Here is a 25,594-nt window from a genome sequence, read left to right as displayed (position 1 = left end):
TCACACCTGCCGCCACCAGGGCGCCCGGGTGCGCCCGGCTAGGTCCACATGCTGTGGACGGCGGCGGCCACCCGCCGGCCCTGCTCGCGGCCCGCGTGGGCCGCCGGTGACCGTACGGCGGGGTCGAGCGGGTTGGGGCCCATGGCCGCGACGGCTCCCTCGTCCGGGCTGACGACCTCGACCGTGGAGCCTTCCTTGCGCAGCTGGGCCACCTCCTGTTCGAGCGACGTCCAGGGGGAGGCGGGGGCGCCCGGCGGCTGCGGCGACACCACCAGCACCCGCTCGAAACCGGCGGCCAGGTCCGCGTTGTCGCTGGACCGCACGCCGCCGTCGACATAGCGGCGGCCCTCGATGGTGACCGGCGGCCAGACCCCCGGCACGGCGCAACTGGCCGCCACCGCGTCCACCAGCTCCACCCCGGACGCCCGGTCGAACAGGCGCGTCTCTCCGGTCACCGCGTCGAGCGCGACCAGCACGAGCGGCCGCTGCGGCCAGCCGGTCTCCGGCAGGCGGGAGGCCACCGCCGCCCGCCGCTCCGGCTCGCCGAGCGTGGGGGCCTTCAGCGCCCAGGCGCCGATGCGGCGGTGCAGCTCGTCCCGGTCGTGGGCGCCGGCCAGGATCTCCTGGAGGCTGCCGGCGAAGGAGGCGGCGTCGAACACCGCGGGGATCTCCCTGGCCTGCAGCGCGGGATCGACCTGCCGCTGGAACAGCTCCTCGACGGTCAACCCGCTGCGGGCCTGGGCGCCGACGGCCGACCCGGCGGAGGTGCCCACGATCAGGTCGGCGTCCCGTACGTCCACGCCTTCGTCGGCCAGCCCGGCCAGCACGCCGGTCGCCCACGCGATGCCGGCCACGCCGCCGCCCCCGAGCACCAGGGCCCGCCGACGGTCAGAAGCTTCAATTCGGTCCATGAGGATCATCATTCATCAATCAGGAACAAAGCGCGCGTCTCATCCGGGCCGTCCGTGTGTATGGTGAGTCAGTGGAACGTACTCATGATTTTGGGTACAACCCCGCCGTCGAGAGCCTGCGACTCATCGATCACGGGCTGCCGAGGTCCCTGCCCGGCAACCTGAGCGGACGCTTCCGCTTCACCCCTGCCTCCCTGTACGTCGGCGACCGGATCGCGGCGACCGCCTTCGCCCGCCTGGACGGCTTCGGCCTGTCCTGGGTGGACGTCTGGCTGCTGTCACTCCACCGCGGACGCTGGGCGTTGCGCGCCGGCGACAGCATGTCGGCCGCGCGCAGCGACGACCTGCTGGCCCATCGGCAGGGGGTCTCGGTGCTCAAGGAGCACGCGCTGACCGACGAGAACGGGCGCTTCGACACCAACGCGGGCCGCTGGCTGCCCCGGCCGAAGCGGTGGGTGGCCTACGGGCTGCTGCGGCTGTCGGCCGAGGTCGAGACCGTCAGGCTGGGCGGGCGGGAGGTGCCGGTGCCGGGACACGGCCTGCAGGCGCTCGCCTGGCGGCTGCGGGCCGGCCCGGTGGTCGCCGACCTGCTCGACGACCTGGGCGAGACGATCGCCGCGGTGAGCCTGACCCCGTAGCCCCCGGGCGTTTCACGTCAGGCGGGGAGGAAGTCTGTCGCGTGGTCGTGGGCCCAGGTGCGGAACGTGCGCGCGGGCCGGCCCAGCAGCTCCTCGACCGTGCCGGTCACGCGTTCGGGGGTGTGCGTGAACGACTCCCACGCCCTGAGCCGGGCCTCCACGAACGCCGGATTCCCCCAGGCGGCCGTCAACTGCTCGCGGGCGACCTCCGGCGGCAGGTCCTCCCAGCGCACCTCGCGTCCGATCACCTCGCCGACGGTCCGCGCCAGCTCCTCCTGGGTGATCGACTCGGGGCCGGTGATCAGGTACTTGGCGCCGTCGTGGCCGGGGGTGGTGAGCACGTGGGCGGCGACGTCCGCGATGTCCCGCTCGTGGATCACCGATCTGGCGGCCTTGCCGTACGGGAGCCGCACCACGCCCTGCCGGATCTGGTCGGCCCAGGCCAGCGTGTTGGTGGCGAAGTCGATGGCCCGGACGAACGTCCACCGCGTCCCGGACGCCCTGATCAGCCGCTCGATCTCCTGGTGGTAGATCGTGGCCGGCTCGCCGTCCTCCAGGTCGGTCACGTCCGCCGACAGGTACGCGACCTGCCCGGCTCGCTCGGCCACCGTCGTCACCACCCGGGGATCGACGGGGATGCCGGGCCACATCAGGTACACACCGTCCACGCCGTGCAGGGCGGGCCCAAGGGAGTCGAAGTCCGCCAGATCCCCGCGTACGGGCTCGGCCCCCTCGGGGAGCACCGCCCTGGCCGGGTCGCGGACCAGCGCCCGCACCTCGTGCCCCGCCTCCGCCAGGGAGGAGACGACATGCCTGCCCACGTTGCCGGTCGCGCCGGTCACCAGAATTCTGCTCATGAGGGCAGCCTAGAACCTAGACCCCAGTCAAGGTCTATTCAAAGAACCGACTCACTCAGGTGATATGCCGCACATTCCGGGTAGCGGCGGTATTGGTGATCGCGCTTCAAGGGATGAGAAGGGCCCGGCCCCGGCCGGGCCCTTCTGCTTGCCCCAGGACCTCACATGCGATTCACAAGCGGTCCTCAGACAAACCTCATGCACGTCCGGCATCGTTCCCGGCATGCACCCGACCGCCTCGACCGTCTCGCCCGGATCCGCGCGCGGCTCGTACGCCGTCCTCGTCGTGGACGAGCGTCCGCTCGGCGAGTCCCTCTCCCGCGCGATGCGCCGCTGGGACGTGCGAAGCCTGCGGGGCGGCGAGGCGGTCAAGGCGGTACGCGGCTTCCGTCCCCGCGCGATCGTCCTGGACGCCACGACCGGCGGACGGCTCCTGCCCCGCCTGCGGGCCGCGCTGCCCGGCGTGCCGGTGCTCTTCCTGACCCCGCCGGACTCCCCGCCCGACCGGGCGACCTGGCTGCGCGCGGGCGCCGACGACTACGTGACGCGCCCGTTCAGCGTGGACGAGGTCGTGATCAGGCTGCACGGCCTGCTGCGCCGCTCGGCCGCCCCGCTGGCCGTCGGCGACCTCACCCTGGACCAGGAGACCCGCCAGGTACGGCGGTCCGGCATGGAGATCCGGCTGACCCCGACCGAGTTCGAGCTGCTGCGGCTGCTCATGCGCCATCCGGGACGCGCCCTCAGCAAGGCGCAGATCCTCGACCGGGTGTGGGCCTACGACTTCGCCGGCCAAGGCAACATCGTCGAGCTGTACATCTCCTACCTGCGCCGGAAGATCGACGCGGACCGCCGTCCGATGATCCACACCCTGCGCGGCGTCGGCTACGTGCTCAGACCCGCCGCCTGACGGCCCGCTAGATCCCGTCTAGCAACCTTCTGGCGGCCGTCTCGCGCCTCCTGTGTGAGAGCCCGCAACGGGCCGAGGGAGGTGGACGATGGCGAGCGAAGAGCACACCGCCGGCGGGAGCGCCGTACCGCTCCGCCTCGCGGTGATCATCGGAAGCACCCGCGTCGGGCGGATGGGCGAGACGGTGGCGAAGTGGTTCGCCGGCCGTGCCCGTGACCGTCCCGACCTGGCGGTCAGCCTCGTCGACCTGGCCGACTACGCCTTCCCCGGCCGCTACCCCGAGCAGAGCAGCCCCTCGATGCGCCGCTTCACCGCGGCCGTCGGCGAGGCCGACGCCTTCGCCGTCGTCACTCCCGAGTACAACCGCAGCTTCCCGGCCTCGCTCAAGCAGGCGATCGACTACGCCTACGACGAATGGCAGGCCAAGCCGGTCGGCTTCGTGGCCTACGGCTCGGGATCGTCCGGTCTGTACGCGGTCGAGCAGCTCCGTACCGTCTTCTCCGCCCTGCACGTCGTGACGGTGCGCGACTGGGTAGGTCTCGACCTGCTGGGGGACGACGTGGCCGGGAGCGGCGAACCGTACGACACCGACGACCGCGTACGCGCGGTCGCGGCCATGCTCGACCAGCTCACCTGGTGGGGACGGGCGTTGCGGGACGCCCGGCACGCCCAGCCGTACTGCTCATGAGAGGAACACCCATGCGAGACCTGGCGATACAGACCTCCGGCCTGGTCAAGGTCTTCGGCGACAACCGCGCCGTGGACGGCCTCGACCTGGAGGTGCCGGCCGGCACCGTCTACGGCGTGCTCGGCCCCAATGGCGCGGGCAAGACCACCGCCGTCCGCATGCTGGCCACCCTGCTCCGGCCGGACGGCGGCGAGGCCACCGTGTTCGGGCACGACGTGGTGCGCGAGGCCGACGCCGTGCGCAGCCGCGTCAGCCTGACCGGCCAGTACGCCTCCGTCGACGAGGACATGACCGGCGCCGAGAACCTGATCCTGCTCGGCCGCCTCCTCGGCCACCGCAAGCCGGCCGCCAGAGACCGGGCGGCGCAGCTCCTGGAGGCGTTCGGGCTGACCGAGGCCGCCGGGCGGCAGGTCAAGACGTACTCGGGCGGCATGCGGCGGCGCATCGATATCGCCGCCAGCATCCTCAACACGCCTGACCTGCTCTTCCTCGACGAGCCGACGACCGGCCTCGACCCGCGCAGCCGCAACCAGGTCTGGGACATCGTCCGCATCGTCGTCGCCCACGGCACCACCGTGCTGCTCACCACCCAGTACCTGGAGGAGGCCGACCGGCTGGCCGGCCGAATCGCGGTCATCGACCACGGCAGGGTCATCGCCGAGGGCACGCCGGGCGAGCTGAAGTCGTCGGTCGGCTCCGGCTCGGTGCACGTACGGCTGCGCGACCCCGGCACCCGTCCCGAAGCGGAACGGCTGCTGGCCCAGACCCTCGACGCGCCCGTCTACCTGGACGCCGACCCCGTGTCGCTCACCGCCCGCATCGCCGGGAACGGCCGCGAGGCCGCCGCCGCCGAGCAGGCCTCGCGCGCGCTCGGCCGCCTGGCCGAGGCCGGGATCGTCGTCGACGACTTCTCCCTCGGCCAGCCCAGCCTGGACGAGGTCTTCCTCGCCCTCACCGACCACCCCGCCACTGGGCCCGCCACCGAGACCGCCACTGAGTCCGCCACCGACCGGGAGGCCGCAGCATGACCGCCACCACCGAGACCGCCACGACCTACTCCCCCGCCGCCGACGTGCTCGGCACCGTGCTGGCCCCCGCGGCGAAGCCGCCGCGGCCGAGCGCCTGGTCGGCTTCGGTCACGTTCGGCTGGCGGGCCATCCTGAAGATCAAGCACGTGCCCGAGCAGCTCTTCGACGTGACCGCCTTCCCGCTCATGATGACGCTGATGTTCACGTACCTGTTCGGCGGCGCCCTGGCCGGCTCCCCGACGGACTACCTGCAGTTCCTGCTTCCGGGAATCATGGTCAGCAGCGTCGTGATGATCACCATGTACACCGGGGTCGAGGTCAACAAGGACATCGAGAAGGGGGTGTTCGACCGCTTCCGCACCCTGCCGATCTGGCGTCCCTCGACCATGGTGGGCTACCTCCTCGGTGACGTGCTGCGCTACACCATGGCCTCGACGGTCATCCTCGCCGTCGGCCTGGCCCTGGGCTTCCGTCCGCAGGGGGGCGTCACGGGCGTGCTGGCCGGGATCGTGCTGCTGCTCGGCTTCTCCTTCGCCTTCTCGTGGGTGTGGACGATGTTCGGCCTGCTCATGCGGAGCGAGAAGTCGGTGATGGGCGTGAGCATGCTCGTCCTGTTCCCCCTGACCTTCCTGAGCAACGTCTACGTCGACCCGGCCACGATGCCCGGCTGGCTACAGATCTTCGTCAACGTCAACCCGATCACCCGCCTGGTGGCCGCCGTCCGCTCCCTGATGGCCGGCACCCCGGACATGGCCGAACTGGCCTGGGTCCTGATCGCGTCGGTCCTCCTCATCGCCGTCTTCGGCACCCTGACCATGCGCCTCTACAACCGCAAGTAGCCAGCACGCTCGAAGAGCGGGCGCGAAGAAGGCATCCGATGCCCTTCGCGCCCGCTCTGCCGCGTCGGCAAGGGTGTGCGACTCGGCCTTTCAGGATCGTGTGAATGCCCACCGGCCGTCGGCGTGGATCGTCACCAGAAGCGTGCCGTCCGGCAGCAGCACCTCGCCACGGTAAGAGCCGATCTCGTTGATCAGCCCGTTCTGCATCTCTTCTGTGTAGGAGTGCACGATGAAATTGCTGCTTCCCGAATGATCGGCCTTCACCGTGCTCAGGCCCGAACTGGCCGGGGACAACAGCAGCACGTCGTCGCCGCGGCCCGATATACGTGACCCCGTCCACTGGCGGGCCATCGTGATCGGTTTGAGCGTGAGGGTCCATGCCCCGTCAGCCTTGATCGTGAAGCCGCGAAGCACCTTGCCGTTGTCCTCGTTCACGATGACCGTGCCTTGGTACGCGCCGATCTCGTTCACGATGGACACCTGTTCCGCTCCTCCAGGGTCGAGAGGATGCACGATGAAGTTCGCCGATCCCTGGTGCGTGAGCGTCGCCAGCAGGACGTGCTCGGTCTCCTCCACCTTCACCACCTTGTCGCCGACTCCGCGATACGTGCGCGGTTGCATCGTCGGCGACGGCGACGGGCTGGGTTGTTCTTCCTCGACCGGCGCGCCTGCTTCTGCCTGGCCCGCGGAACTGCTCGAGGACTGTTCGGCCACAGTGAGCCGTTCCCTGCCGTCCACCGGACGTCCCCCCGACAGGACCGCCGCGAACACCAAGAGGACGAGCAGGCCGCCTACGATTCCAGCCGCCACCTTCAGGCCGGTGTGCTTTTTCGGCGGCCGACGCGCCGGCGGGAACCCCTGCCCGTAACCGGGCGGAGGTCCCGATGGCGGAAAGCCTCCTGGAGGAGGACTCTGGGGCGGATACCCGTGCGGAGGCGGGCCTGGCGGCCGGTAGCCACCCGGCGGTGGCCCCTGCGGCGGCCCGTACGGGTACGACATGGCGACTCCAACGAGGATGACCGGACGTACCCGCACATCGGTGCCGCCTGGCGGGTTCGTTACAAGCCGTGCTGCTATGAGTGCTGGTCGTCAACGCGGGCTCCGCAAGAGTCACCCTGCTACGTCTTCACAGCTCGCGTCGCCGATTCGGAGAGCCTTCGTACGCGCTGTGCACCGTTCCGCGGAATCACGCGTCCAACCGCGTCCGTACCCTTCTGCTCAGGAGTCACAGATGTGTTTACATTCCCGCGTTGTCCTCGGCCTTATCGCGCTTGCCGGAGCGCTCCTCGTCTCACCGGTCCCCGCGCAGGCGGCCACTGCGCATTCGGGTGTCCTTCGAGGCGAAGGTGACGACGTCGTCCGCATCCCTGTCACGTCCAGGCCCAGCGTCGTGAAGCTGACCCACCAAGGCGAAAGCAACTTCGCCGTATGGACACTGACGACGAGCGGCAAGCAGGTGGATCTCCTCGCGAACGTCATCGGCGACTACAAGGGCACGGTCGCGTTCAACGTCAGCGGCCTTCACAAGATCCAGTCGATGAGCGTGAACGCCGACGGCCCTTGGACCCTGCAGGTCCTTCCACTCGCCAAGGCTCGCCACTGGCCGATCAACGCGCAAGGAACGGGTTCGGACGTGCTGCGGCTCACCACGGCCAGCAAGGGACTGCGTCGCCTGGCGCTTCGTCACGACGGGGAGTCCAACTTCGCGGTGTGGGCGCTCGACAATCGCGGCCAATACACCGACCTGCTCGTCAACAAGATCGGCACGTACAGGGGACGTGTCGCCCTTCCTCCTGGCACCCGATATGCCGCCATCACGGCGGACGGCACTTGGAGCATCACTCGCAACTAGGTAGCCCAAGACTCTGCACCGTGGGGCAACGGGCCCCGACCCGACATCCTGCTTGGCCGGCCCGTCGTAGGCGTCACAGGCGCCAGGTGATGGGGGTGGTGGGCTGGTAGCGGCAGGTGGCGCCGGTGGAGATGGTGGCGCGGAGGTGGGTGGCGAGTTCGGGGTGGGTGTGGGTGAGTTTGCGGAGGGTGTCGCGGATTCTGGCGGTCACCGTCTTGCGGGCGCGTTCGGCTTCGTCGCCCAGGCGGCGGGAGCGGCCGCCCAGCCCGGCGGCCGTGCGGAGCTCCTCCAGCAGGGCCGCTCGTTCGCGGTCGTACTCGGCCGCCCGGTCGTCGTCGCCGCGTTCGGCCGCCCGGTCGATCTCGTCGTCGAGGACGGACAGGCGGCGGCGGTAGCCGGCCTTGGCCTCCTCGTCGAGCACGGCGTCGCCGCCCATCCCGCGGGCGGCCAGCACGAGGTCGCCGCCCTCCGGGGCGAGCAGGTGCACGGCGGGGATGTCGGCGCCTGGATGGCCGAGCAGGTTGTGCAGGTCGCGCAGGCCCTTGGCGTCGGGCATGTGGGCCAGCCGCCCGGCGAACCCGAGGGTCCAGACCTCGCCGTCCTTCCGGAAGTCGCCCGTGGGCGGGCCGAGGCCCTCGTCCGGTTCGGGGGCCTCGGGAGGCGCGGGACGGTCGTCGGCGACGGGCCGGGGGACGTCGGGCGCGGGCAGCGCCGGGAGGGTGTCGAGGACGTGGTGCATGCCGAGCTCGGCCGCCTCCCGACGGACCTCCTCCAGCAGGGGACGGGCCCGGCCCGGGTCGCCGCCGCCCAGGAGGGCTTCGGCCAGGCGGGCGCGGGCCAGGACCGACCACGGGCGGGCCCGCATGCGGTCGGCCGACCGGTAGGCCCGGGTGAACCCCTCGGCCGCCTCCTCCCACCGCTCCTCGGCCAGGTCGAGCACGGCGATCCACAGGTCGTAGGGCCCGCTGATGTCCCACCCGTAGTAGGACACCGCCCACCGCCCCCGGTACGGCAGCAGCGCGGCCCGCGCCCCGGCGGCCAGTTCCCGGTCGCGGGTGGCGGCGGCCAGCTCAGCCTGGAAACGCAGCCACAGCGGCTCGGTCATGCGCCCGACCGCCGCGCCGGCCAGGTGGTGGCGCAGCGCGGTGCCGACGTCGCCGGCCTGCAGGGCGGTCAGCGCCTCCAGCAGGGCGCGGTCGGGATGGCGGCCGGCCCTGAGCCTGCGCAGGGTGTCTTCCTGCTCCTCCACCCTGCCCTGGAGCCAGAGCATCGCCCAGCGGTGGTGGTCGAGCATGACGTCGAAGTCGTGGCTCTTGTCGTCGAGGGAGAGCCCCGTCATCAGCGACTCGGCCTCGGCGAAGCGGCCCGCGAGCGCGGCGACGATGCTGGCGTCGACGGACGTGGTGACGTTGAGGTGGGCGTCGTCGGTGCTGCGGCCCTTGGCCGCGTAGTCGTGGAACTGGGCGAGGTAGCGGGGGTCGCCCTCCTCGATCATGGCGACCCAGCGCAGGGCGCCGGCGTAGTGTTCGAGCTCCCGGTCGGAGGTGCGCCGGGCGACGGCGAGCAGCTCGTCGGTCAGGGCCACGCGCTCGCCCGCCGTGCCGGGGCCCCAGATGATGTCGTGGTGGGCCCACAGGCTGAAGGCCAGGACGTCGTCGTCGCCTCCCTGGCGGGCCTGGGCGGCGAGGTGGAAGACCAGGTCGAGGGCCAGGCGGTCGTCGGGGACCGGCTCGCCTACGAGGTCGGCGTGGGCCCGGCGCAGCCGGTCGAGCGAGGCGTCGTGGCCGTAGTGGGAGCGGAAGACCAGCGCGACGCGGGCGGTCAGCTCGGGGTCGCCGAGGCCGGCGGCAAGGGCGCCGGCCTCCTCGAACAGGGCGCGGGCCTCGTCGCGCTCGCCGCGGTGGTGCAGCTCTCTGCCGAGGTCGAGGCAGCTCAGCACGCGCCGGCGCGGCCCGGCGGCGGCGCTCACCTCGTGGGCGCGGCGCAGGTGGCCGAGCTCCTCCTCACCGGCGAGCCGGCTGCGGGCGGCGCGGGCGGCGGCCTTGAGGAGGTCGATCGCCCGCTCGGGGTCGAGGCGGTCGCCCGCCAGGTAGGCGTGCCTGGCCAGGTCGCTCGGCAACATCCGGCGGGCCAGGTCGGGGGTGCCGTCGAGGGCGCGGACGATCGCCGCGTGCAGGTCGCGGACGTTGGCGACGGCGTCGTAGAGGGTCTCGCGGACCAGGTCGTGGGCGAAGGCGAACCGGCCGCCGCCCTTGGTCACCATCAGCTTGGCGATCACGGCCAGGTCGAGGAGGCGGTCGACATGTGCGACGGGGGCGGCCACGGCGGCGGCCAGCACCTGGCGGTGGAACTCGCGCCCGAGCACGGCCGCGGCGGGCAGCAGCTCCGACACCGGACGGGGCAGCAAGGACAGGCGGCGCAGCAACGCGTCGCGGACGCCCGGCGCGACGGCGGTGGCCGAACCGCCGCTGCGCCACAGCCTGGCGGTCTGCTCGACGAAGAACGGGTTTCCGCCCGTGCGCACGTGGACCTCGGCCACCAGGTCGGCGGGCGGGTCGTGACCGGCGGTGCGGGCCATGAGCGCGCCCACCCCGGCCTGGTCGAGGCCGGTGAGCGTGATGGAGGTGGCCTTGGCGACGAGCGGGGACAGCAGGTCGCGCAGCGGGTGGTCGACCGGCTCGACCTCGGCGTCGCGGTAGGTGCCGATGAGGAGCAGGCGCTCAAACCAGGTCTGCCGGGCGGCGAACTCCAGGAGCCTGAGCGAGGCGGGGTCGGCCGCGTGGAGGTCGTCGATGACGATCACGAGCGGGTGGTGCTGCGAGAGCGCCACCAGGGCGGTGGTGACCGCGTCGTAGATCTGGAACGCGGAGGCGGGGTCGGTGTCGGCGGCGGTGACGTCGATGTGCGGCTGGGCGAGCGCCGCCGCCTCGCCGAGGAGGGCGGCCAGGCTGCCCCCGGCCGCCTGCTCGGCCTCGGCCCATTCCTGGGGGGCGGCCGCGCGGCGCAGGGCGCGGATGACCTGGACCCAGGGCCAGTAGCCGGGGGCGCTGCCGGAGTCCCAGCAGGCGCCGCCGACCACGAGGGCGCCCCTGCGCCTGGCCTCGGCGGCGGCGCTGGTGACGAGCGTGGTCTTGCCGATGCCGGCCTCGCCGGTGACGAGGACCAGGCCGCCGTGGCTGTCGATCACCCGCGAGACCTCGGCACGCAGCAGCGCGGCGGGGTGGTCCCTGCCGATCAGCTCGTGTGGCCTGGCTTCGGTTGGCATGACACCCGCACGTTATCCGCCGCCACCGACAAAATCGCGTGGACGCCGCTACCAGGCGACCTCCAGCGCGGTCAGGCCGTACACGACGTTGAAGGAGCGGAACTCCGGCGTGGCCTCGGTCGGGCGCAGGCCGGGGAAGCGCTCGAAGAGCGCGGGGAAGGCGATCTTCATCTCCATGCGGGCGAGCGGCGCGCCCAGGCAGTGGTGGACGCCGTGGCCGAAGGCGACGTGGCCGGGGGCGCCGCGGGTGATGTCGAGGGTGTCGGGGTCGGCGATGAAGGCGGGGTCGCGGTTGGCGGCGGGCAGCGAGCACAGGATCATCTCGCCCGCGCCGATGGTCCGGCCGCCCAGCTCGACCTCCCTGGACGTGAACTTGATCGTGCCGGAGTGGACGATGCTGAGCCAGCGCAGCAGTTCCTCGACCGTCGCGTCGATGCGCTCGGGCTCCTTGCGCAGCAGGGCGAGCTGGCCGGGGTTGCGCAGCAGGGCGAGCGTGCCGAGCGAGAGCATGTTGGAGGTCGTCTCGTGCCCGGCGAGCAGCAGCAGGTTGCCGATGCCGACGAGCTCGCTGGTGGTCAGGTCGTCGCCGTGCTCGCGGATGAGCATGCCGAGCAGGTCCTCGCCGGGGTCGGTGCGCATGCGGGTGACCAGGTCGCGCATGTACGCCCGCGACTCGAAGTTCGCCGCCACCCGCTCCTCGACCGGCAGCGACAGGTCCAGCATGCGCCCGGAGCGCCGCTGGAAGTCGGCCCGGTCCTCGTACGGGACGCCGAGCAGCTCGCAGATCACCAGGGACGGGATCGGCAGCGCGAACGACGACACCAGGTCGGCCGGGGAGCCTGTGGCCTCCATGGCGTCGAGGTGCTCGTTCACGATGTCCCTGATGCGGGGTTCCAGCCGCTTCATCCGGCGGATCGTGAACTCGGGCGTCAACATCCTGCGCAGCCGGGTGTGCTCGGGCGGGTCCTGGCCGAGGAGGTTGCCCGCGCGCAGTTCGGCGAGCTGTTCCTCGCTCAGCTCGGGTGCTCCCGGCATGCGGGCGGCGCCCTGCCTGGCGAGCTTGAACCGTTCGGCGTCGCCGAGGACCTCGCGGACGTCGGCGTACCGGGTCACCACCCACGCCTCCAGGCCGAGGAGGGCGTCGATGCGCTTGATCCGTTCCTGGTCGCGCACCTCGCCCAGCTCGGGGGCCGGATCGAACTCCACCCGCCGCATGTGCAGCGGCACCGCCGAGGACTCAGTCATGCAACGACCGTAACAAGTCCGGCGGCCGTCCTCTAGATCGTTTCCGTTCGGTGATCCGGCCGGCGGTTTCGGCCCGAGCTTGACGTGGGACGCGCGGCGCTTGGAGTATGCCGCTGATCACCGTGACGAATGGGAGCTAGTGTGCGCCAGACCGACATACCGGTACTGATCGCCGGAGGCGGGCCCGTAGGACTGGCGACGGCCGTGGAGCTGGCCCATCACGGGGTGCGCAGCATGGTCGTCGAGCCGCGCGAGAGCGTGTCGTGGCTGCGTCCGCGCGCCAAGACCACGTCGGCGCGGTCGATGGAGCTGCTGCGCAGGTGGGGGCTGGCCGGGACGTTGCGCGCCCGTTCGCCGCTCGCGGTCTCCTGGTCGGACGAGGCGGTGTTCACGACCGGCCTGCTCGGCCGCGAGATCACCAGGATCGGCGGCTGCTTCGGACTCGATCTGACCGGCTCCGACCTGGCCGCCGAACCGGGCCAGCAGGTCGCGCAGCCGATCGTCGAGGAGGTGCTGCGCGAGGCCGCCGGTGACGCGCTGCTCACCGGCTGGCGGTTGACCGGCCTGCGCGAGGACGCCGACGGCGTCACCGCCGACCTGGCCTCCGCCGACGGCGACACCCGTCAGGTACGCGCCGCGTACGTCGTCGGCTGCGACGGCGCCCGCAGCGTGACGCGCGCCGCCATCGGCGCCCGCTACGAGGGCAGGCAGGACGCCAGGCCCAACTTCAACGTCGTCTTCCGCGCGCCCGGCCTGGCCGACCTGGTCCCCCATGGCCCCGCCGTGCACTACTGGGTGCTGAACCCGGCCCAGCCCGGCATGCTCGGCCGGCTCGACCTGGAGGACCTGTGGTGGTGCATCGCCCAGGGCGTCCCGGCCGAGGGCACCGACCCCGTACGCCTGGTGCGCAACCTGGTCGGGGCCGACGTCGAGGTCGAGATCCTGGCCACCGACCCGTGGACCGCGCGCATGCTGCTGGCCGACCGGTACGCCGGCGACCGGGTGTTCCTGGCGGGCGACGCCGCGCACCAGAACCCGCCCTACGGCGGCCACGGCTTCAACACCGGCATCGGGGACGCGGTCAACCTCGGCTGGAAGCTGGCCGCCGTACTGAACGGATGGGCGCCCGCCACCCTGCTGACCAGCTACGAGGCCGAACGGCGGCCGATCGCGGCGGACACGATCGAGGCCGCCGCCGCCAACATGGCCACGCTCGCGCCCGAACTGGCCGATCCCGCGCTGATGGGCTCGGAGGCGGAGTTCGCGCGGGTGCGCCCGGCCGTCGCGGAGGCGGTGCGGCGGACCAAGGACAACGAGTTCCACAGCCTGGACCTGGTGCTGGGGTACACGTACGCGGGGTCGCCGGTGGTGGCGGACGGGTGCGGCGAGCGGCTGCCGCACCGGTGGCTCGCTCCCGGCGAGTCGCTCTACGACCGGCTCGGGCCCGGGTTCAGCCTGGTGGGCGACCTGTCGTCGCCGGAGGCGAAGGTGCTGGTGGAGCGGGCGGCCGAGCTGGGCGTGCCGCTGCGGGAGGTGGACCTGCCGGACGCGGCGGGCACGCTGGCGCTCGTACGTCCCGACCAGCACGTGGCCTGGCGCCCGTCGTCCGGCCGGGACGCGGCCCACGCCCTGGACCTGGCGATCGGACGTACGGGGTGAGCCGGTCTAGGGTGGGCGCATGCGTGTAGTGGTGATCGGGGCGAGCGGGCACATCGGCACCTACCTGGTCCCGCGGCTGGTGGACGCGGGGCACGACGTGGTCGCGGTCAGCCGGGGCAGGCGGGGGCCGTACACGCCGCACGGCGCGTGGGAGCGGGTCGCCACCGTGGTCGCCGACCGGGAGAGCGAGGAGGCCGAGGGCACGTTCGGACGGCGGATCGCCGAGCTGGAGGCCGACGTCGTCATCGACCTCATCTGCTTCACCGAGGCGAGCGCCCGGCACCTGGCCGGCGCGCTGGCCGGGCGGGTCCGGCAGTTCCTGCACTGCGGCACGATCTGGGTGCACGGCCCGAGCACCCGCGTCCCGACGACCGAAGACCGCCCGAAGCGTCCCATCGGCGAGTACGGCCGGCAGAAGGCCGCCATCGAGGCGTACCTGCTCGACCTGGCCGCGCGGGAGGGATTCCCGGCCACGGTCGTCCATCCCGGGCACATCACCGGCCCCGGCTGGATCCCGGTCAACCCGGCCGGCAACCTCGATCCGGCCGTGTTCCAGGCGCTGGCCGACGGCGCGGAGGTGCGGCTGCCCAACCTGGGCATGGAGACCGTGCAGCACGTCCACGCCGACGACGTCGCCCGGCTGTTCGTGGACGCGCTGAACAACCCGGCCGCCGCCAGGGGCGAGAGCTTCCACTCGGTGGCCGTGACCGCGCTGACGCTGCGCGGCTACGCCGAGGCGGTGGCGGGCTGGTTCGGCAGGGAGGCGCGGCTGTCGTACCTGCCGTGGGAGCAGTGGCGGGAGACCGTGCCGGAGCGGGACGCCCGCGTCACCCACGACCACATCGCGCACAGCCCCCACTGCAGCATGGAGAAGGCCGGACGCCTGCTCGGCCACCGTCCCCGTCACACGTCGCTGGAGGCGGTCGCGGAGGCGGTCGACTGGCTGGTGGCGGCGGGCACCCTCACCCGCTGACCCCCACCTGACCAGCGAGCGCACCGGACCCACGCACTAGAGTCACCCGCCATGACACCTTGGGAGATGGCCGCGGTCTTCGCGGCCGGCATCGGAGCAGGGGGCATCAACGCCGTCGTCGGTTCCGGGTCGCTGATCACGTTCCCGACGCTGCTGGCCGTCGGCCTGCCGCCGATCACCGCCAACGTCTCGAACAACATCGGCCTGGTGCCCGGCGGCGTGACCGGCGTCCTCGGCTACCGCACCGAGCTCCAGGGTCAGCGCGGCCGGCTGCTCCGTCTGGCCTCGGCCTCCGCGCTGGGTTCGCTGATCGGCGGGCTGCTGCTGCTCAACCTGCCCGAGCGCACGTTCACGGGTGTCGTCACGGTGCTGATCGGGCTGTCCTGCGTGCTGGTCCTGGCCCAGCCCAGGATCAGCCGGATGCTGGCCAGCCGCCCGCGGCAGGCGCACGGCGGGCCCTGGTTGTGGCTGGGCGTGCTGGCCGCCGGGGCGTACGGCGGCTACTTCGGGGCGGCGCAGGGCGTGCTGCTCATCGGCCTGCTCGGCATCTTCCTCGACGAGGAGCTCCAGCGCGTCAACGCCGCCAAGAACGTGCTCTCGCTCGTGGTCAACGCCACGGCCGCCGTCCTCTACACGCTGGTCGCCGACGTCGACTGGTGGGCCGTGCTGCTGGTGGCGCTCGGCTCGACGGTCGGCGGGTTCCTCGGCGCGCGGGTGGGACGCAGGCTGCCCGCGCCGGTGCTGCGCGGCGCGGTCGTCTGCATCGGGGTCGTGGCGATCGTCAAGCTCCTGACCGCCTAGCCGGCGTAGCGGAGTCAGCCCGCCATCCCCACGAAGAACGCCACCGGGACCAGCGCGAGGGTGAGGGCGAGCGCCCACCAGCGGGGCGCGGGGCCCGTCCGCAGCACCGCGACGCCCATGGGCACGAGCGCGACGGCGAGCCCGGCCAGGGCGGCCAGCGCGATCGGGTCGCTGCTGCCCTTGAGCACGCCGAGCGGCAGCCCGGCCGCCAGCGCCGGCGCGACGCATCTGGCCACGCCGACCGGCCCGGCCCCGAAGGCCCTGGCACGGAACGCGCCGACGGCCAGCACGAGCCAGCCGCCCATGATGCAGACGTTGACCGCCTTGAACACGTGGAAGGCCCCGTAGGTGCCGGCGACGACCCGCTGGGCCGCGTCCGGGCCGAGCGCGTCCACCAGCTGGAAGGCCAGATGGCTCACCCCTGCGTGGAACACCCTGCCGAACAACCCCAGCACCGCCAGCGTCACGCCCCACCTGGCCAGGGCCGGGTGGGCGGCGCCGATCACCCGGCCGAGCGCGGTCACCGCGGGCCACAGCAGCACGGCGCCCGCGGCGTACAGGCTGTAGGAGAGCACCATGCGGCCCGGGTCGGCGGCGTAGGCGGCGAGCTGGCCGGGGAAGAAGTCGTCGGCGCCGAGCCGGAGCAGGACCCCGGCGAGGAGCAGCGCCGGGCCGAGCACCAGCCCGGTCCCCTCCGCCCAGCGCCCGGGGACCGTGATGTGCGTGATCGTCATGACCACCATCCAAGTGACGGACGCGTCCGGGCACATTGGCGCGGCCGCGAGGACCCGTACTCCACCTGGCACTACTCCGGCATGAAAGTTTCAGACGTTCTCGCAGGTCAGGACGGCTGGTGGGCGTCCTCGCATTGACGGGCCCGAACGCGGCGGCCCAGCATGACGCCGCGTTCCCCTCCTGGAAAGGGCACCCCATGCAGACCTCGAAGGCGGCACTGACCGCCCTGGCCACGGTGGTGGCCGGAGCGGCTGTCGCCGTCGCGCTGACCACCACCCCGGCGGGCGCGGCGACCGGCACAGGGACCGGCTACCTGCACACCAGCGGCAACAAGATCCTCGACAGCACCGGGGCGACCGTCCGGCTGACCGGGATCAACTGGTTCGGCATGGAGACCGACAACAAGACCTTCCACGGCCTGTGGTCGAGCAACCCCTGGAAGGGCCAGATCGACAAGATGGCCTCGCTGGGTTACAACACGCTGCGGGTGCCGTACTCGAACGACGCGCTCAAGCCGGGGGCCGTCGCCACCGGGATCAACGACTACGTCAACCCCGACCTGGTCGGCCTGTCCCCCATGCAGATCCTGGACAAGGTCGTGGACTACGCGGGCGTCAAGGGCATGCGGATCATCCTCGACCGCCACCGCCCGACCGCGGCTGGTCAGTCCCCGCTCTGGTACGTCAGCGCCACGCCCGAGAGCACCTGGATCAACGACTGGAAGACCCTGGCCCAGCATTACGCGAACAACCCCACGGTCATCGGCGCCGACCTGCACAACGAGCCGCACGCCGAGGGCACCAACCCCGCCGCGACCGGCGCCTGCTGGGGCTGCGGCGACCAGGCCCGCGACTGGCGCCTGGCGGCCGAACGGGCGGGCAACGCGGTCCTGGGCGTCAACCCCAACTGGCTGATCTTCGTCGAGGGCGTGAGCTGCCCGAGCGGCGGCCTGTCGAACGTCTGGGACAACGATCCCAGCAACGACGAGGACTGCGGCTGGTGGGGCGGCAACCTGTCGAAGGCCGGCCAGTACCCGGTACGGCTCAACGTGGCGAACCGCCTGGTCTACTCCCCGCACGAGTACGCGACCTCGGTCTACCACCAGACCTGGTTCGACGCCCCCGACTACCCCGCCAACATGCCCGCCATCTGGGACAAGTACTGGGGATACCTGTACAGGCAGAACATCGCGCCGATCATGATGGGCGAGTTCGGCACCACGCTGGCCTCGAACGTCGACAAGGTCTGGCTCCAGGAGCTCATGAAGTACACCGGGACCGGGGTGAACGGCATGTCGTTCACGTACTGGTCGTGGAACCCGAACTCGGGCGACACCGGCGGCATCGCCAATGACGACTGGACCACGATCAACCAGGCCAAGCAGGACATCCTGCAGCCGTACCTGATCCCGCCGGCCGGGGGCGGAAGCAACCCGACCACGTCGCCGACGGTGAACCCGCCGGGCCAGTGCACGGTCGCCTACAAGCAGACCAACGCCTGGCAGGGCGGCTTCCAGGGCGAGGTGACGGTGAAGAACACCGGCACGTCCCCGATCGGCAACTGGACCGCGACCTGGACGCTGCCCTCGGGGGTCACCCTGAACAACGCCTGGAACGCGGTGGTGACGGTGTCGGGCACGACCTGGACCGCCAAGGGGCCCGACTGGGCGAGAAGCCTGGCGCCGGGGGCGTCGGTGGCGATCGGCTTCACCGCCAACGGCCCGGCGGCCACCCCCGCGAACACCACCTGCTCCTGACCTCCCGCCGACCTCCCGCCCGCGTTCCCCCGCCCGGGGACGCGGGCGGGCGCTTTCCCCCGGAAGGGGGCGGCTCGGTCAGGTGAAGGGCCGGGACATCTCGTCGAGCATCTCGGCCATGACCTGCCGCAACGAGCGCGACTGGCGCTCGTCCACCCACAGGTGCGACCCGAGACGCAGGGCCGTGAGGAACCCGGCCGCCACGACCCGGGGACGCACCGGGCTCTCCCGCTCGGAGATCGCCTCGGCCAGGTCGCGCTCCAGCGCCGCGTGGTTGGCGAGCTGCCGGGCGAGCAGCGACGGGTGCTGCTTGGCCAGGCGGGCGCGTACGGCCCACTCCCGCGCCGGCTCGCCCACCTCGTCGAACACGTCGTCGATCGCGCCGCGCAGCGCCTGCCAGGCGGTCCGGCCGGCCGGCTGGGCGCGCACCTTCTCGACCAGGTCGCGGATGCGCTGCTCCTCGCCGTAGAGGACGGCGTCCTCCTTGCCGGCGAAGTAGTTGGAGAACGTGCGGCGCGAGATGTTGGCGGCGTCGGCGATGGTCTCGACGGTGACGGCGTCGAGGCCGTGCTCGCCGACCAGCCGCATGGCCGCCTCGTGCACGGCCTGCCGCGTCTCGGCCTTCTTGCGCTCGCGCAGCCCGCCGGTGCTGTCCATGATGCGCCAAGCCTACCGTTCGAGAATATATGCTCAGCGGGCAAACTTTCCCATTGGGCATTGTTTTAACTTAGAGGAGGCCGCGCGTGAGCGCACCGACCGTCCCGGCCGCGCCGCCGGGTCAGATGAGCCATCGGCAGATCATGGAGGCCCTGAGCGGGCTGCTGCTCGTCCTGTTCGTGGCGATGATCAGCGGCACGATCGTGTCGGTCGCGCTGCCGCAGATCATCGGCGCGCTGAACGGCACGCAGTCGCAGTACACGTGGGTGATCACCGCGTCGCTGCTGGCGTCCACGGCCTCCACCCCGATCTGGGGCAAGCTGGCCGACCTGTTCAGCAAGAAGCTCCTGTTGCAGATCTCCATCGTGATCTTCATGGTCAGCTCGGTGGCCTGCGGCTTCGCCCAGGACACCGCCCAGCTCATCGCCTTCCGCGCCCTCCAGGGCCTGGGCATGGGCGCGTTGCAGGTCCTGGTCCAGGTGATCATCGCGGCGATGATCAGCCCGAAGGACCGGGGCAAGTACAACGGCTACCTCGGCGGCGTCATGGCCGTCGCGACCGTGGCCGGGCCGCTGCTCGGCGGCCTGATCGCGGACACCTCCTGGCTCGGCTGGCGCTGGTGCTTCTTCGTCGCGGCGCCGTTCACCGTGATCGCCTTCTTCCTGCTGCAGAAGACCCTGCGGGTGACCCACGTGCGCCGCGAGGGCGTCAAGGTCGACTACGTCGGTGCCACGCTGATCGCGCTCGGCGTCAGCGTGCTGCTCATCTGGGTGACCTTCGTCGGCAACTCCTTCGACTGGCTGTCCTGGCAGACCGGCGCGATGGTGCTCGGCGGCGTCGCCGTCCTGGCGATCGCGACCTGGGTGGAGACCGCGGTCAAGGAGCCGGTCGTGCCGCTGCACGTCATCCGCCGCCGTACCCCGGCGCTGGCCATCCTGGCGAGCCTCGCGGTGGGCATGGCGATGTTCGGCGGCTCGGTCTTCCTCGGCCAGTACTTCCAGATCGGCCGCGGCTACAGCCCGACCGAGGCGGGCCTGCTGACGATCCCGATGATGCTCGGCGTGCTGCTGTCCTCGGCGATCTCCGGGCGCATGGTGTCGAGGAGCGGGAACGTCAAGCCGTACATCGTGACCGGGTCGATCGTGCTGACCGTCGGGTTCCTGGTGCTGTCCCTGATGGACCACGAGACCTCGCTCGTGCTCATCGCCGGCGCGATGGTGCTGGTCGGCGCGGGCGTCGGCATGTCGATGCAGAACCTCGTCCTCGCGATCCAGAACACCGTGCCGCTGCGGGAACTGGGCGCGGCCAGCGGGGCCGTGACGTTCTTCCGCTCGCTGGGCGGCACGGTGGGCGTGTCGGTGCTCGGCGCGGTGCTGGCCAACCGGGTCGCGACGGGCATCGCCGAAGGGCTGGCCAAGGCGGGCATCGACCCGGCCAAGGCGGCCGCGGGCGGCAAGAGCACGCTGAACATCGCGGCGCTGCCGGAGCCGTTCAAGGGCATCGTCCGGGCCGCGTACGGGGACGCCACCGGGCACATCTTCCTGATCTCGGCGGGCATCGCCGTGGTCGGCGTGATCGCCACCCTGTTCCTCAAGCCGACCAAGCTCCGCGACAGCGTGGACCTGGCCGAACCCGCCCCGGCGAGCGACGGCAAGACCCCCGTCGCCCCCTGAGGCGCCGCCCGCGCGGGTCAGGGCGGTGGAGGGCGCCGGGACCACCGGCGCCACCAAGGGCATGTCATTTGACCGGAAAACAGAGGGTTGACCCGCGATGACCTGTGATGGATAACAGTATTCCGACAGGGGGAGTAAACCTGCACTGTTACGGAGACCCCGATGACAAGCCTGGCTTCTCCTGGGTTGATCGGGCGTGACGTTCAGTTACGCTCACTCACCGACGCCATCACCGGCCCTCCGGCCGTCATCCTCGTGCAGGGCGAGGCGGGCATCGGAAAGACCCGGCTGGTCCGAGCCGCGCTCGACCAGTTGCCCGACGGCGAACGCACCGTCCTGATCGGCCATTGCCACCAGATCCGCGAGCCGTTCCCGTACGGCCCGGTGTTCGACGCCCTGCGGCACGTCGCGGGGGCGCTGCCGGAGACCGGCACGCTCAACCCGGTCACCGGCGCCCTGCGCGGATACCTGCCGGAACTGGCCGGGCATCTGCCGCCGGCGCCGTCCCCGCCGCCCCTGGACGACCCCCGCGCCGAGCGCCACCGCCTGTTCCGCGCAGTGCACGCGCTGCTGGCCGCGGCGGGCCCCGCGGTGCTGGTGATCGAGGATCTCCACTGGGCCGACGACGGCACCCGTGACCTGCTGCGCTTCCTCACCGACCAGCCGCCGGCGGGGCTCGCGCTGGTGGTGACGTTCCGCCGGGAGGGGCTGCCGGTGCCGGGGCTGCCGTTCGGGCGCGCGTACCGGCGTCCGCCGGGGGTGCGCAGCGAGGTGATCTCGCTGTCGCCGCTCGACGTCGAAGGGGTGCGCAGCCTGACCGGGGCGTTGCTCGGCCGTTCGACGCTGACCTCCGAGTTCGTCACGAAGCTGCGCGACCGCACGGCGGGGGTGCCGTTCGTGATCGAGGAGGTGGTGCGCTCGTTGCTCGACGACGAGGGCCAGTTACTCGGCGGCGAGGAGGAGCCTGAGGTCCTGGAGCGCATGGCCGTCCCGCTGCTGCTGCGCGAGGCGATGGCCGAACAGCTCACCGGGCTCTCACCGGCCGCGCTGCACGCCGTGCACGCCGCCGCCGTGCTCGGGCTGCCCGCCGACGAGCAGCTCATCGCCGCCGTCTCCGGCCACCCGCTGGGCGACGGGCTGAGCCAGGCGCTGAAGGCCGGCGTCCTGCTCGAACAGCACGACGGCCAGTACGGCTTCCGCCACGCCCTCGCCCAGCAGGCCGTCTACGACGCGATCCCCGGCCCCGACCGGCGGCTCACCCACCAGCGGGCGGTGAGCGCGCTGTCGGCCCTCGCCCCGCCGCCGCTCGTCCAGCTCGCCTACCACGCTCGGCGCGCGGGCGACTTCGAGTCCTGGCAGCGGCACGGCCCGGCGGCGGCCGACCACGCCGCCGCCATGGGCGACATCCCGCTCGCCGTCGAGGTGCTGGCCGGCATGCTGGCCGACCCGAAACTCCCGCACGACGCCCGCGGCCCGCTCGCGCTGCGGCTCAGCAGGGTGGCCGCGATCGGGCTGTCCTACCGGCGGGTGGTGCGCTCGCTGCGCCACCTGCTGGCCGAGGACTTCCTGTCCCGGCACGTACGCGGCGAGGCCCGGCTCAACCTGGGCGTGCTGCTGTCCAACCAGGCCGGCGTGGTCGCCGCGGGCCGCCAGGAGATCCTGCTCGCCCTCCCCGACCTGCACGACCGGCCGAGCCTGGCCGCGCGCGGACTGGCGCTGCTGGCGATGCCCGCCTGGGGCGACGAGCCGCTGGCCGCCCACGAGGAGTGGATGAACCAGGCGGAGAAGCTGCTGGCCACCGTCGAGCACCAGGATCCCGAGCTCACCGCCGCCGTGCACGCCAACAAGATCAGCCTGGCCATGATGCTGGGCTCGGCGGACGCCTTCGACCTGGCCGCGACGCTGCCCGCGAACGACCCGTCCACGGCGGTGCGCAGGCAGGTCGCCCGCGGTTACGCCAACCTGTTCGACGCGGCCATCGCGCTCGGCCACTACGCGACGGCCGAGCGCTTCGCCGACCAGAGCAGGCGCATCGCCGAGGAGACGGGCGCGCAGTACCCGGTGTTCCTGGTGGAGATGTCCTCGATCCGGCTCGCCCTGCTGACCGGCCGCTGGGAGGGCCTGCGGGAGCGGGCGGTCGCGGCGGTCGAGATGACGGCCGAGGCGCCGCTGCTGGCCGTGGACGCCCGGCTGGCGCTGGGCGTGCTGGCCCTGGCCAGGGGCGAGTGGGAGGAGGCCGCCGAGCACCTGATGGCGACGGGGGTCAACGACCTGGAGTCGGGGTTCCTGCCGGTCGCCGCCGTGGCCTCGGGCGGCCTGATCGAGCTGCACCTGACCCGCGACTGCCCGCACGAGGCGCTGGCCGAGGCCGAACGGGGGGTGGCCAGGCTGCGGCGCAAGGGCATGTGGGTGTGGGGCGACCAGCTCGTGCCGCCGGCCGTGGCCGCGCTGCTGAAGGCCGGACGGGCGGAGGAGGCGGAGGAGCTGGTGGCCGAGTTCGCGGCGGGCATCGAGGGCCGGGACGCCCCCTCCGCGCACGCCGGCCTCGACGCGGCGACCGGCTCGCTGGCCCTGGACCGGGGCGCGTACGAGGAGGCGGCCCGGTGTTTCGCCAGGGCGCGGGCGGCGTACGAGGCGATGCCCAGGCCGTACAGCGTGGCCAGGACGGCCGAGTCCGAGGCGGCGGCCCGGCTGGCGACGGGCGACCGGGCCCGCGCCGCGGACCTGATCGCGGACGCCTGCGAACGGTACGCCGGCCTCGGCGCGACCCACGACGCCGCCCGCTGCCGCCACCTGCTGCGCGAGATCGGGCCGGGCAGCGCGCCGCGCAGGGGCAGGAAGGGCCGCAGCGGGGTGTTGTCGCCGCGCGAGGCCGAGGTGGCCCGGCTGGTCGCGCTGGGCCGGACGAACAGGGAGATCGCCGAGGTGCTGTTCCTGTCGCGGCGGACGGTGGACACGCACGTCGCGCGGGTGCTGCAGAAGCTCGGCGTGCGAACCCGCAACGACGTGAAGGAGCCCCGGCCGGATGACCGGCCGGGGCCCCCTGCCCCTGAGTCCGACGGTTAGACCGTGATGCTCCAGGAGTCCAGGAAACCGGTGTCACCGAGGTAGACGTCCTCGATGTCGAGGGTCCAGGTGCCGGCCGCCTGCTGGCTGACCGGGACCGAGAAGGTCCTGGTGCCGTACTGCGTGCAGGTGGTGCCGCCGTAGGCGTCGACCACGTACCAGGTGCCGTTGGGGCCGCGGAGCCAGATGTCGAGGTCCTCGGCGCAGGTGTGGCTGATCGTGATGGACACCTTGACCGGGGAGGCCGCGGTGCCCGACGCCGTGGACGTGATCGAGCTCTGGGTGTTGGCGTAGTCCCTGATCTGGTAGTCGGTGTCGTTGGTGAACGTCCGGCCGCCCGAGGTGCCCTGGACGGTCAGCGTGTACGTCGTGGTGTGGTTGATCGTCTCGCCCGTGCCGGTCACGGTGATCGGGTAGGCGCCCGCCGGGGTGGTGGGCGAGGTCGCGATCGACAGGCTGGACGAGCCGCCCGACGTGATGCTGGCCGGGTTGAACGAGGCCGTGGCGCCGGTCGGCAGGCCGCTCGCGGACAGGTTCACCGTCTGGGCGGTCCCGTTCGTGGTGGTCGAGCCGATCGTCGTGGTGGCGGTGGAGCCGGCCTGCACCGTGCCCGAGCCGGGGTTGGCGGAGAGCGAGAAGTCACGCGGCTGCGTGGTGCCGCCGACCGCCTGCTTCCAGATGGCGTACGCCGCGGCGTCGGCCGCCCGGTCGAGAACGGTGTCGTTGATGTTGGAGGTGGTGTCGCAGGAGGAGTGGTAGCAGGAGTCGTAGGCCCTGTTGGCCGTGCCGCCCCACTTGGTCGCCTGCGCCGAGGTCTTGATGGCGCTCGCGCCCGCCGCCACGCCCGAGCTGGCGATGCCGGCGTTGCGGAAGGAGGCGTCGTCGGAGCGGTTGGCGCCCTCGGTGTTCTCCTCCGGCTGCAGGTTCAGCTTGTCGTAGAACTCCTTCAGGTAGGACGCGCCCGTGGTGGTGATGTTGTTGATGAAGTAACCACCGTTGGGCGAGCCGACCATGTCGTAGTTGTAGTAGACCTTGATCTTCGAGCGGTCGGCCGAGCTCAGCGAGGCGACGTACGCCTCGGAGCCGTTGAGGCCCTGCTCCTCGTCGGTCCACCAGCCGAACCGCACGTGCTTGGTGAGCGTGGGGTTCTTCTGGGCCAGGGTCAGCGCGACCTCAAGCAGGGTGGACGAGCCGGAGCCGTTGTCGTTGATGCCCGGTCCCGCGGACACGCTGTCCAGGTGGGCGCCGGACATGATGACCTGGTTGGCGTCGCCGCCGGGCCAGTCGGCGATCAGGTTCGGGCCCGCGCCGCTGGTGCAGTAGGAGACGCTGCAGGTCTGGCGGGTCACGGTGTACCCGGCCGCCTGGAGCTTCTGCTCGACGTAGGAGACCGACTGGAGGTAGCCCTGGCCGGTGGACCTGCGGTTGCCGCCGTTCGCGGTGGCGATGCTCTGGAGCTGCGCCAGGTGCGTCTTGATGTTGGTGACACTGACGTCAGGCGGGTCCTGGCCGCCGGGGCCGCCGCCGACCGTCAGGGTGTACGTCGCGGTGTGCGTGGTCGAGCCGGTGCCCGTGATGGTGATCGGGTAGGTGCCCTGCGCGGTGGACGCGCCGACCGACAGCGTCAGCGTCGAGGAGTTGCCGGAGGTCACCGACGCCGGGTTGAAGCTGGCCGTGGTGCCGCTGGGGAGGCCGGAAGCGGTCAGGTTGACCGTCTGGGCGCTGCCCGAGGTGGTCTGGGTGTTGACCGTGGTGGAGGCGGTCCCGCCCGGCTGGGCGCTGCCGGAGGAGGAGCTGAGTGTCAGCGAGAAGTCGGGGCCGGCGGTGCCGCAGGCCGGCTCGCCGGAGGCCGCGGTGACGCTCACCGCGCTCCAGGCCGCCTTGGTGCTGTTGCACTCGGCGCTGTTGGCGCCGTACAGCTCGATGGCCGCGGCCACCGAGGCCGCCCTGATGTTGGTGTAACGCCAGGAGGACGTCTTGCGGTTGAGGGCGCCCATGTAGATCTTGCCGGCCTTCTGGATGCTGACGCCGGTCACCGAGGAGG

The 25,594-nt window shown here is 72.1% G+C and carries 20 protein-coding genes; 12 read left to right on the top strand and 8 right to left on the bottom strand.

Annotated features, from left to right (window positions below; translation table 11 throughout):
• Positions 1 to 38: 38 nt before the first annotated feature.
• Positions 39 to 911, bottom strand: coding sequence for a patatin-like phospholipase family protein (locus tag ACWCSU_RS38720; RefSeq protein ID WP_364099597.1), 873 nt, complete (start codon positions 909 to 911; stop codon positions 39 to 41).
• 71 nt (positions 912 to 982) lie between these two features.
• Here ACWCSU_RS38720 and ACWCSU_RS38715 point away from each other — a divergent pair, with 71 nt between their 5' ends.
• Positions 983 to 1,549, top strand: coding sequence for a hypothetical protein (locus tag ACWCSU_RS38715; RefSeq protein WP_449941822.1), 567 nt, complete (start codon positions 983 to 985; stop codon positions 1,547 to 1,549).
• Between the two features lie 17 nt (positions 1,550 to 1,566).
• Here ACWCSU_RS38715 and ACWCSU_RS38710 read toward each other — a convergent pair whose 3' ends face one another.
• Positions 1,567 to 2,406, bottom strand: coding sequence for an NmrA family NAD(P)-binding protein (locus tag ACWCSU_RS38710; RefSeq protein WP_364099603.1), 840 nt, complete (start codon positions 2,404 to 2,406; stop codon positions 1,567 to 1,569).
• Positions 2,407 to 2,629: 223 nt separating this feature from the next.
• Between ACWCSU_RS38710 and ACWCSU_RS38705 the strand changes: the two genes are divergently transcribed.
• The 4 genes from ACWCSU_RS38705 (at position 2,630) to ACWCSU_RS38690 (ending at position 5,868) form a co-directional block, all read left to right on the top strand.
• On the top strand, positions 2,630 to 3,313 hold the full coding sequence (locus ACWCSU_RS38705) for a response regulator transcription factor (protein WP_449941820.1): 684 nt from the start codon (positions 2,630 to 2,632) through the stop codon (positions 3,311 to 3,313).
• Between the two features lie 88 nt (positions 3,314 to 3,401).
• Positions 3,402 to 4,001, top strand: coding sequence for an NADPH-dependent FMN reductase (locus ACWCSU_RS38700; protein WP_357706868.1), 600 nt, complete (start codon positions 3,402 to 3,404; stop codon positions 3,999 to 4,001).
• An 11-nt stretch (positions 4,002 to 4,012) separates the two neighbouring features.
• Entirely contained in the window at positions 4,013 to 5,029 is a 1,017-nt protein-coding gene (locus ACWCSU_RS38695; RefSeq protein ID WP_357706869.1) for an ATP-binding cassette domain-containing protein, read from the top strand.
• A complete protein-coding gene (locus ACWCSU_RS38690; RefSeq protein WP_364099615.1) occupies positions 5,026 to 5,868 on the top strand; it encodes an ABC transporter permease in 843 nt (280 codons plus the stop codon). Before ACWCSU_RS38695 ends, ACWCSU_RS38690 begins: the two co-directional genes overlap by 4 nt.
• Before the next feature lie 90 nt (positions 5,869 to 5,958).
• Here the strand turns inward: ACWCSU_RS38690 and ACWCSU_RS38685 are convergent, their stop codons facing one another.
• On the bottom strand, positions 5,959 to 6,606 hold the full coding sequence (locus ACWCSU_RS38685) for a hypothetical protein (RefSeq protein WP_357706871.1): 648 nt from the start codon (positions 6,604 to 6,606) through the stop codon (positions 5,959 to 5,961).
• Positions 6,607 to 7,258: 652 nt separating this feature from the next.
• Between ACWCSU_RS38685 and ACWCSU_RS38680 the strand changes: the two genes are divergently transcribed.
• A complete protein-coding gene (locus tag ACWCSU_RS38680) occupies positions 7,259 to 7,720 on the top strand; it encodes a hypothetical protein (RefSeq protein WP_449941817.1) in 462 nt (153 codons plus the stop codon).
• Positions 7,721 to 7,793: 73 nt separating this feature from the next.
• Here the strand turns inward: ACWCSU_RS38680 and ACWCSU_RS38675 are convergent, their stop codons facing one another.
• Positions 7,794 to 10,985, bottom strand: a complete 3,192-nt coding sequence (locus tag ACWCSU_RS38675; RefSeq protein WP_449941815.1) for an ATP-binding protein — start codon at positions 10,983 to 10,985, stop codon at positions 7,794 to 7,796.
• A gap of 48 nt (positions 10,986 to 11,033) precedes the next feature.
• A complete protein-coding gene (locus tag ACWCSU_RS38670) occupies positions 11,034 to 12,230 on the bottom strand; it encodes a cytochrome P450 (protein ID WP_357706874.1) in 1,197 nt (398 codons plus the stop codon).
• A gap of 141 nt (positions 12,231 to 12,371) precedes the next feature.
• Between ACWCSU_RS38670 and ACWCSU_RS38665 the strand changes: the two genes are divergently transcribed.
• From ACWCSU_RS38665 to ACWCSU_RS38655, 3 genes are read left to right on the top strand one after another with little or no spacing between them, the layout of a single operon-like run.
• Complete coding sequence (locus ACWCSU_RS38665; protein ID WP_449941813.1) at positions 12,372 to 13,889, top strand: FAD-dependent monooxygenase; 1,518 nt, start codon at positions 12,372 to 12,374, stop codon at positions 13,887 to 13,889.
• A gap of 19 nt (positions 13,890 to 13,908) precedes the next feature.
• Positions 13,909 to 14,862: an NAD-dependent epimerase/dehydratase family protein gene (locus ACWCSU_RS38660; RefSeq protein ID WP_357706876.1), complete on the top strand. Its 954-nt coding sequence runs from the start codon at positions 13,909 to 13,911 to the stop codon at positions 14,860 to 14,862.
• 51 nt (positions 14,863 to 14,913) lie between these two features.
• Positions 14,914 to 15,663: a sulfite exporter TauE/SafE family protein gene (locus ACWCSU_RS38655; RefSeq protein WP_357706877.1), complete on the top strand. Its 750-nt coding sequence runs from the start codon at positions 14,914 to 14,916 to the stop codon at positions 15,661 to 15,663.
• A 14-nt stretch (positions 15,664 to 15,677) separates the two neighbouring features.
• Here ACWCSU_RS38655 and ACWCSU_RS38650 read toward each other — a convergent pair whose 3' ends face one another.
• A complete protein-coding gene (locus ACWCSU_RS38650; RefSeq protein ID WP_449941811.1) occupies positions 15,678 to 16,397 on the bottom strand; it encodes a hypothetical protein in 720 nt (239 codons plus the stop codon).
• A gap of 197 nt (positions 16,398 to 16,594) precedes the next feature.
• On the opposite strand from ACWCSU_RS38650, the gene ACWCSU_RS38645 reads away from it, so the two are divergent.
• Positions 16,595 to 18,154 carry a cellulase family glycosylhydrolase gene (locus tag ACWCSU_RS38645; RefSeq protein WP_449941809.1) on the top strand — a complete coding sequence of 520 codons (1,560 nt, stop codon included), beginning with the start codon at positions 16,595 to 16,597 and terminating at the stop codon, positions 18,152 to 18,154.
• A 78-nt stretch (positions 18,155 to 18,232) separates the two neighbouring features.
• Here ACWCSU_RS38645 and ACWCSU_RS38640 read toward each other — a convergent pair whose 3' ends face one another.
• On the bottom strand, positions 18,233 to 18,811 hold the full coding sequence (locus tag ACWCSU_RS38640; RefSeq protein WP_449941807.1) for a TetR/AcrR family transcriptional regulator: 579 nt from the start codon (positions 18,809 to 18,811) through the stop codon (positions 18,233 to 18,235).
• A gap of 143 nt (positions 18,812 to 18,954) precedes the next feature.
• Between ACWCSU_RS38640 and ACWCSU_RS38635 the strand changes: the two genes are divergently transcribed.
• Both ACWCSU_RS38635 and ACWCSU_RS38630 read left to right on the top strand, forming a co-directional pair.
• Positions 18,955 to 20,484, top strand: coding sequence for an MDR family MFS transporter (locus ACWCSU_RS38635; RefSeq protein ID WP_449941941.1), 1,530 nt, complete (start codon positions 18,955 to 18,957; stop codon positions 20,482 to 20,484).
• Between the two features lie 162 nt (positions 20,485 to 20,646).
• Positions 20,647 to 23,550: a helix-turn-helix transcriptional regulator gene (locus ACWCSU_RS38630; protein ID WP_449941805.1), complete on the top strand. Its 2,904-nt coding sequence runs from the start codon at positions 20,647 to 20,649 to the stop codon at positions 23,548 to 23,550.
• Here the strand turns inward: ACWCSU_RS38630 and ACWCSU_RS38625 are convergent.
• Positions 23,547 to 25,594 (bottom strand): M28 family peptidase (locus ACWCSU_RS38625; protein ID WP_449941803.1); only part of this gene is annotated, 2,048 nt, incomplete at its 5' end. The genes ACWCSU_RS38630 and ACWCSU_RS38625 overlap by 4 nt on opposite strands.

It is taken from the genome of Nonomuraea sp. NPDC001699 (assembly GCF_053596455.1).
This window is presented reverse-complemented; position numbering and strand designations above follow the sequence as displayed.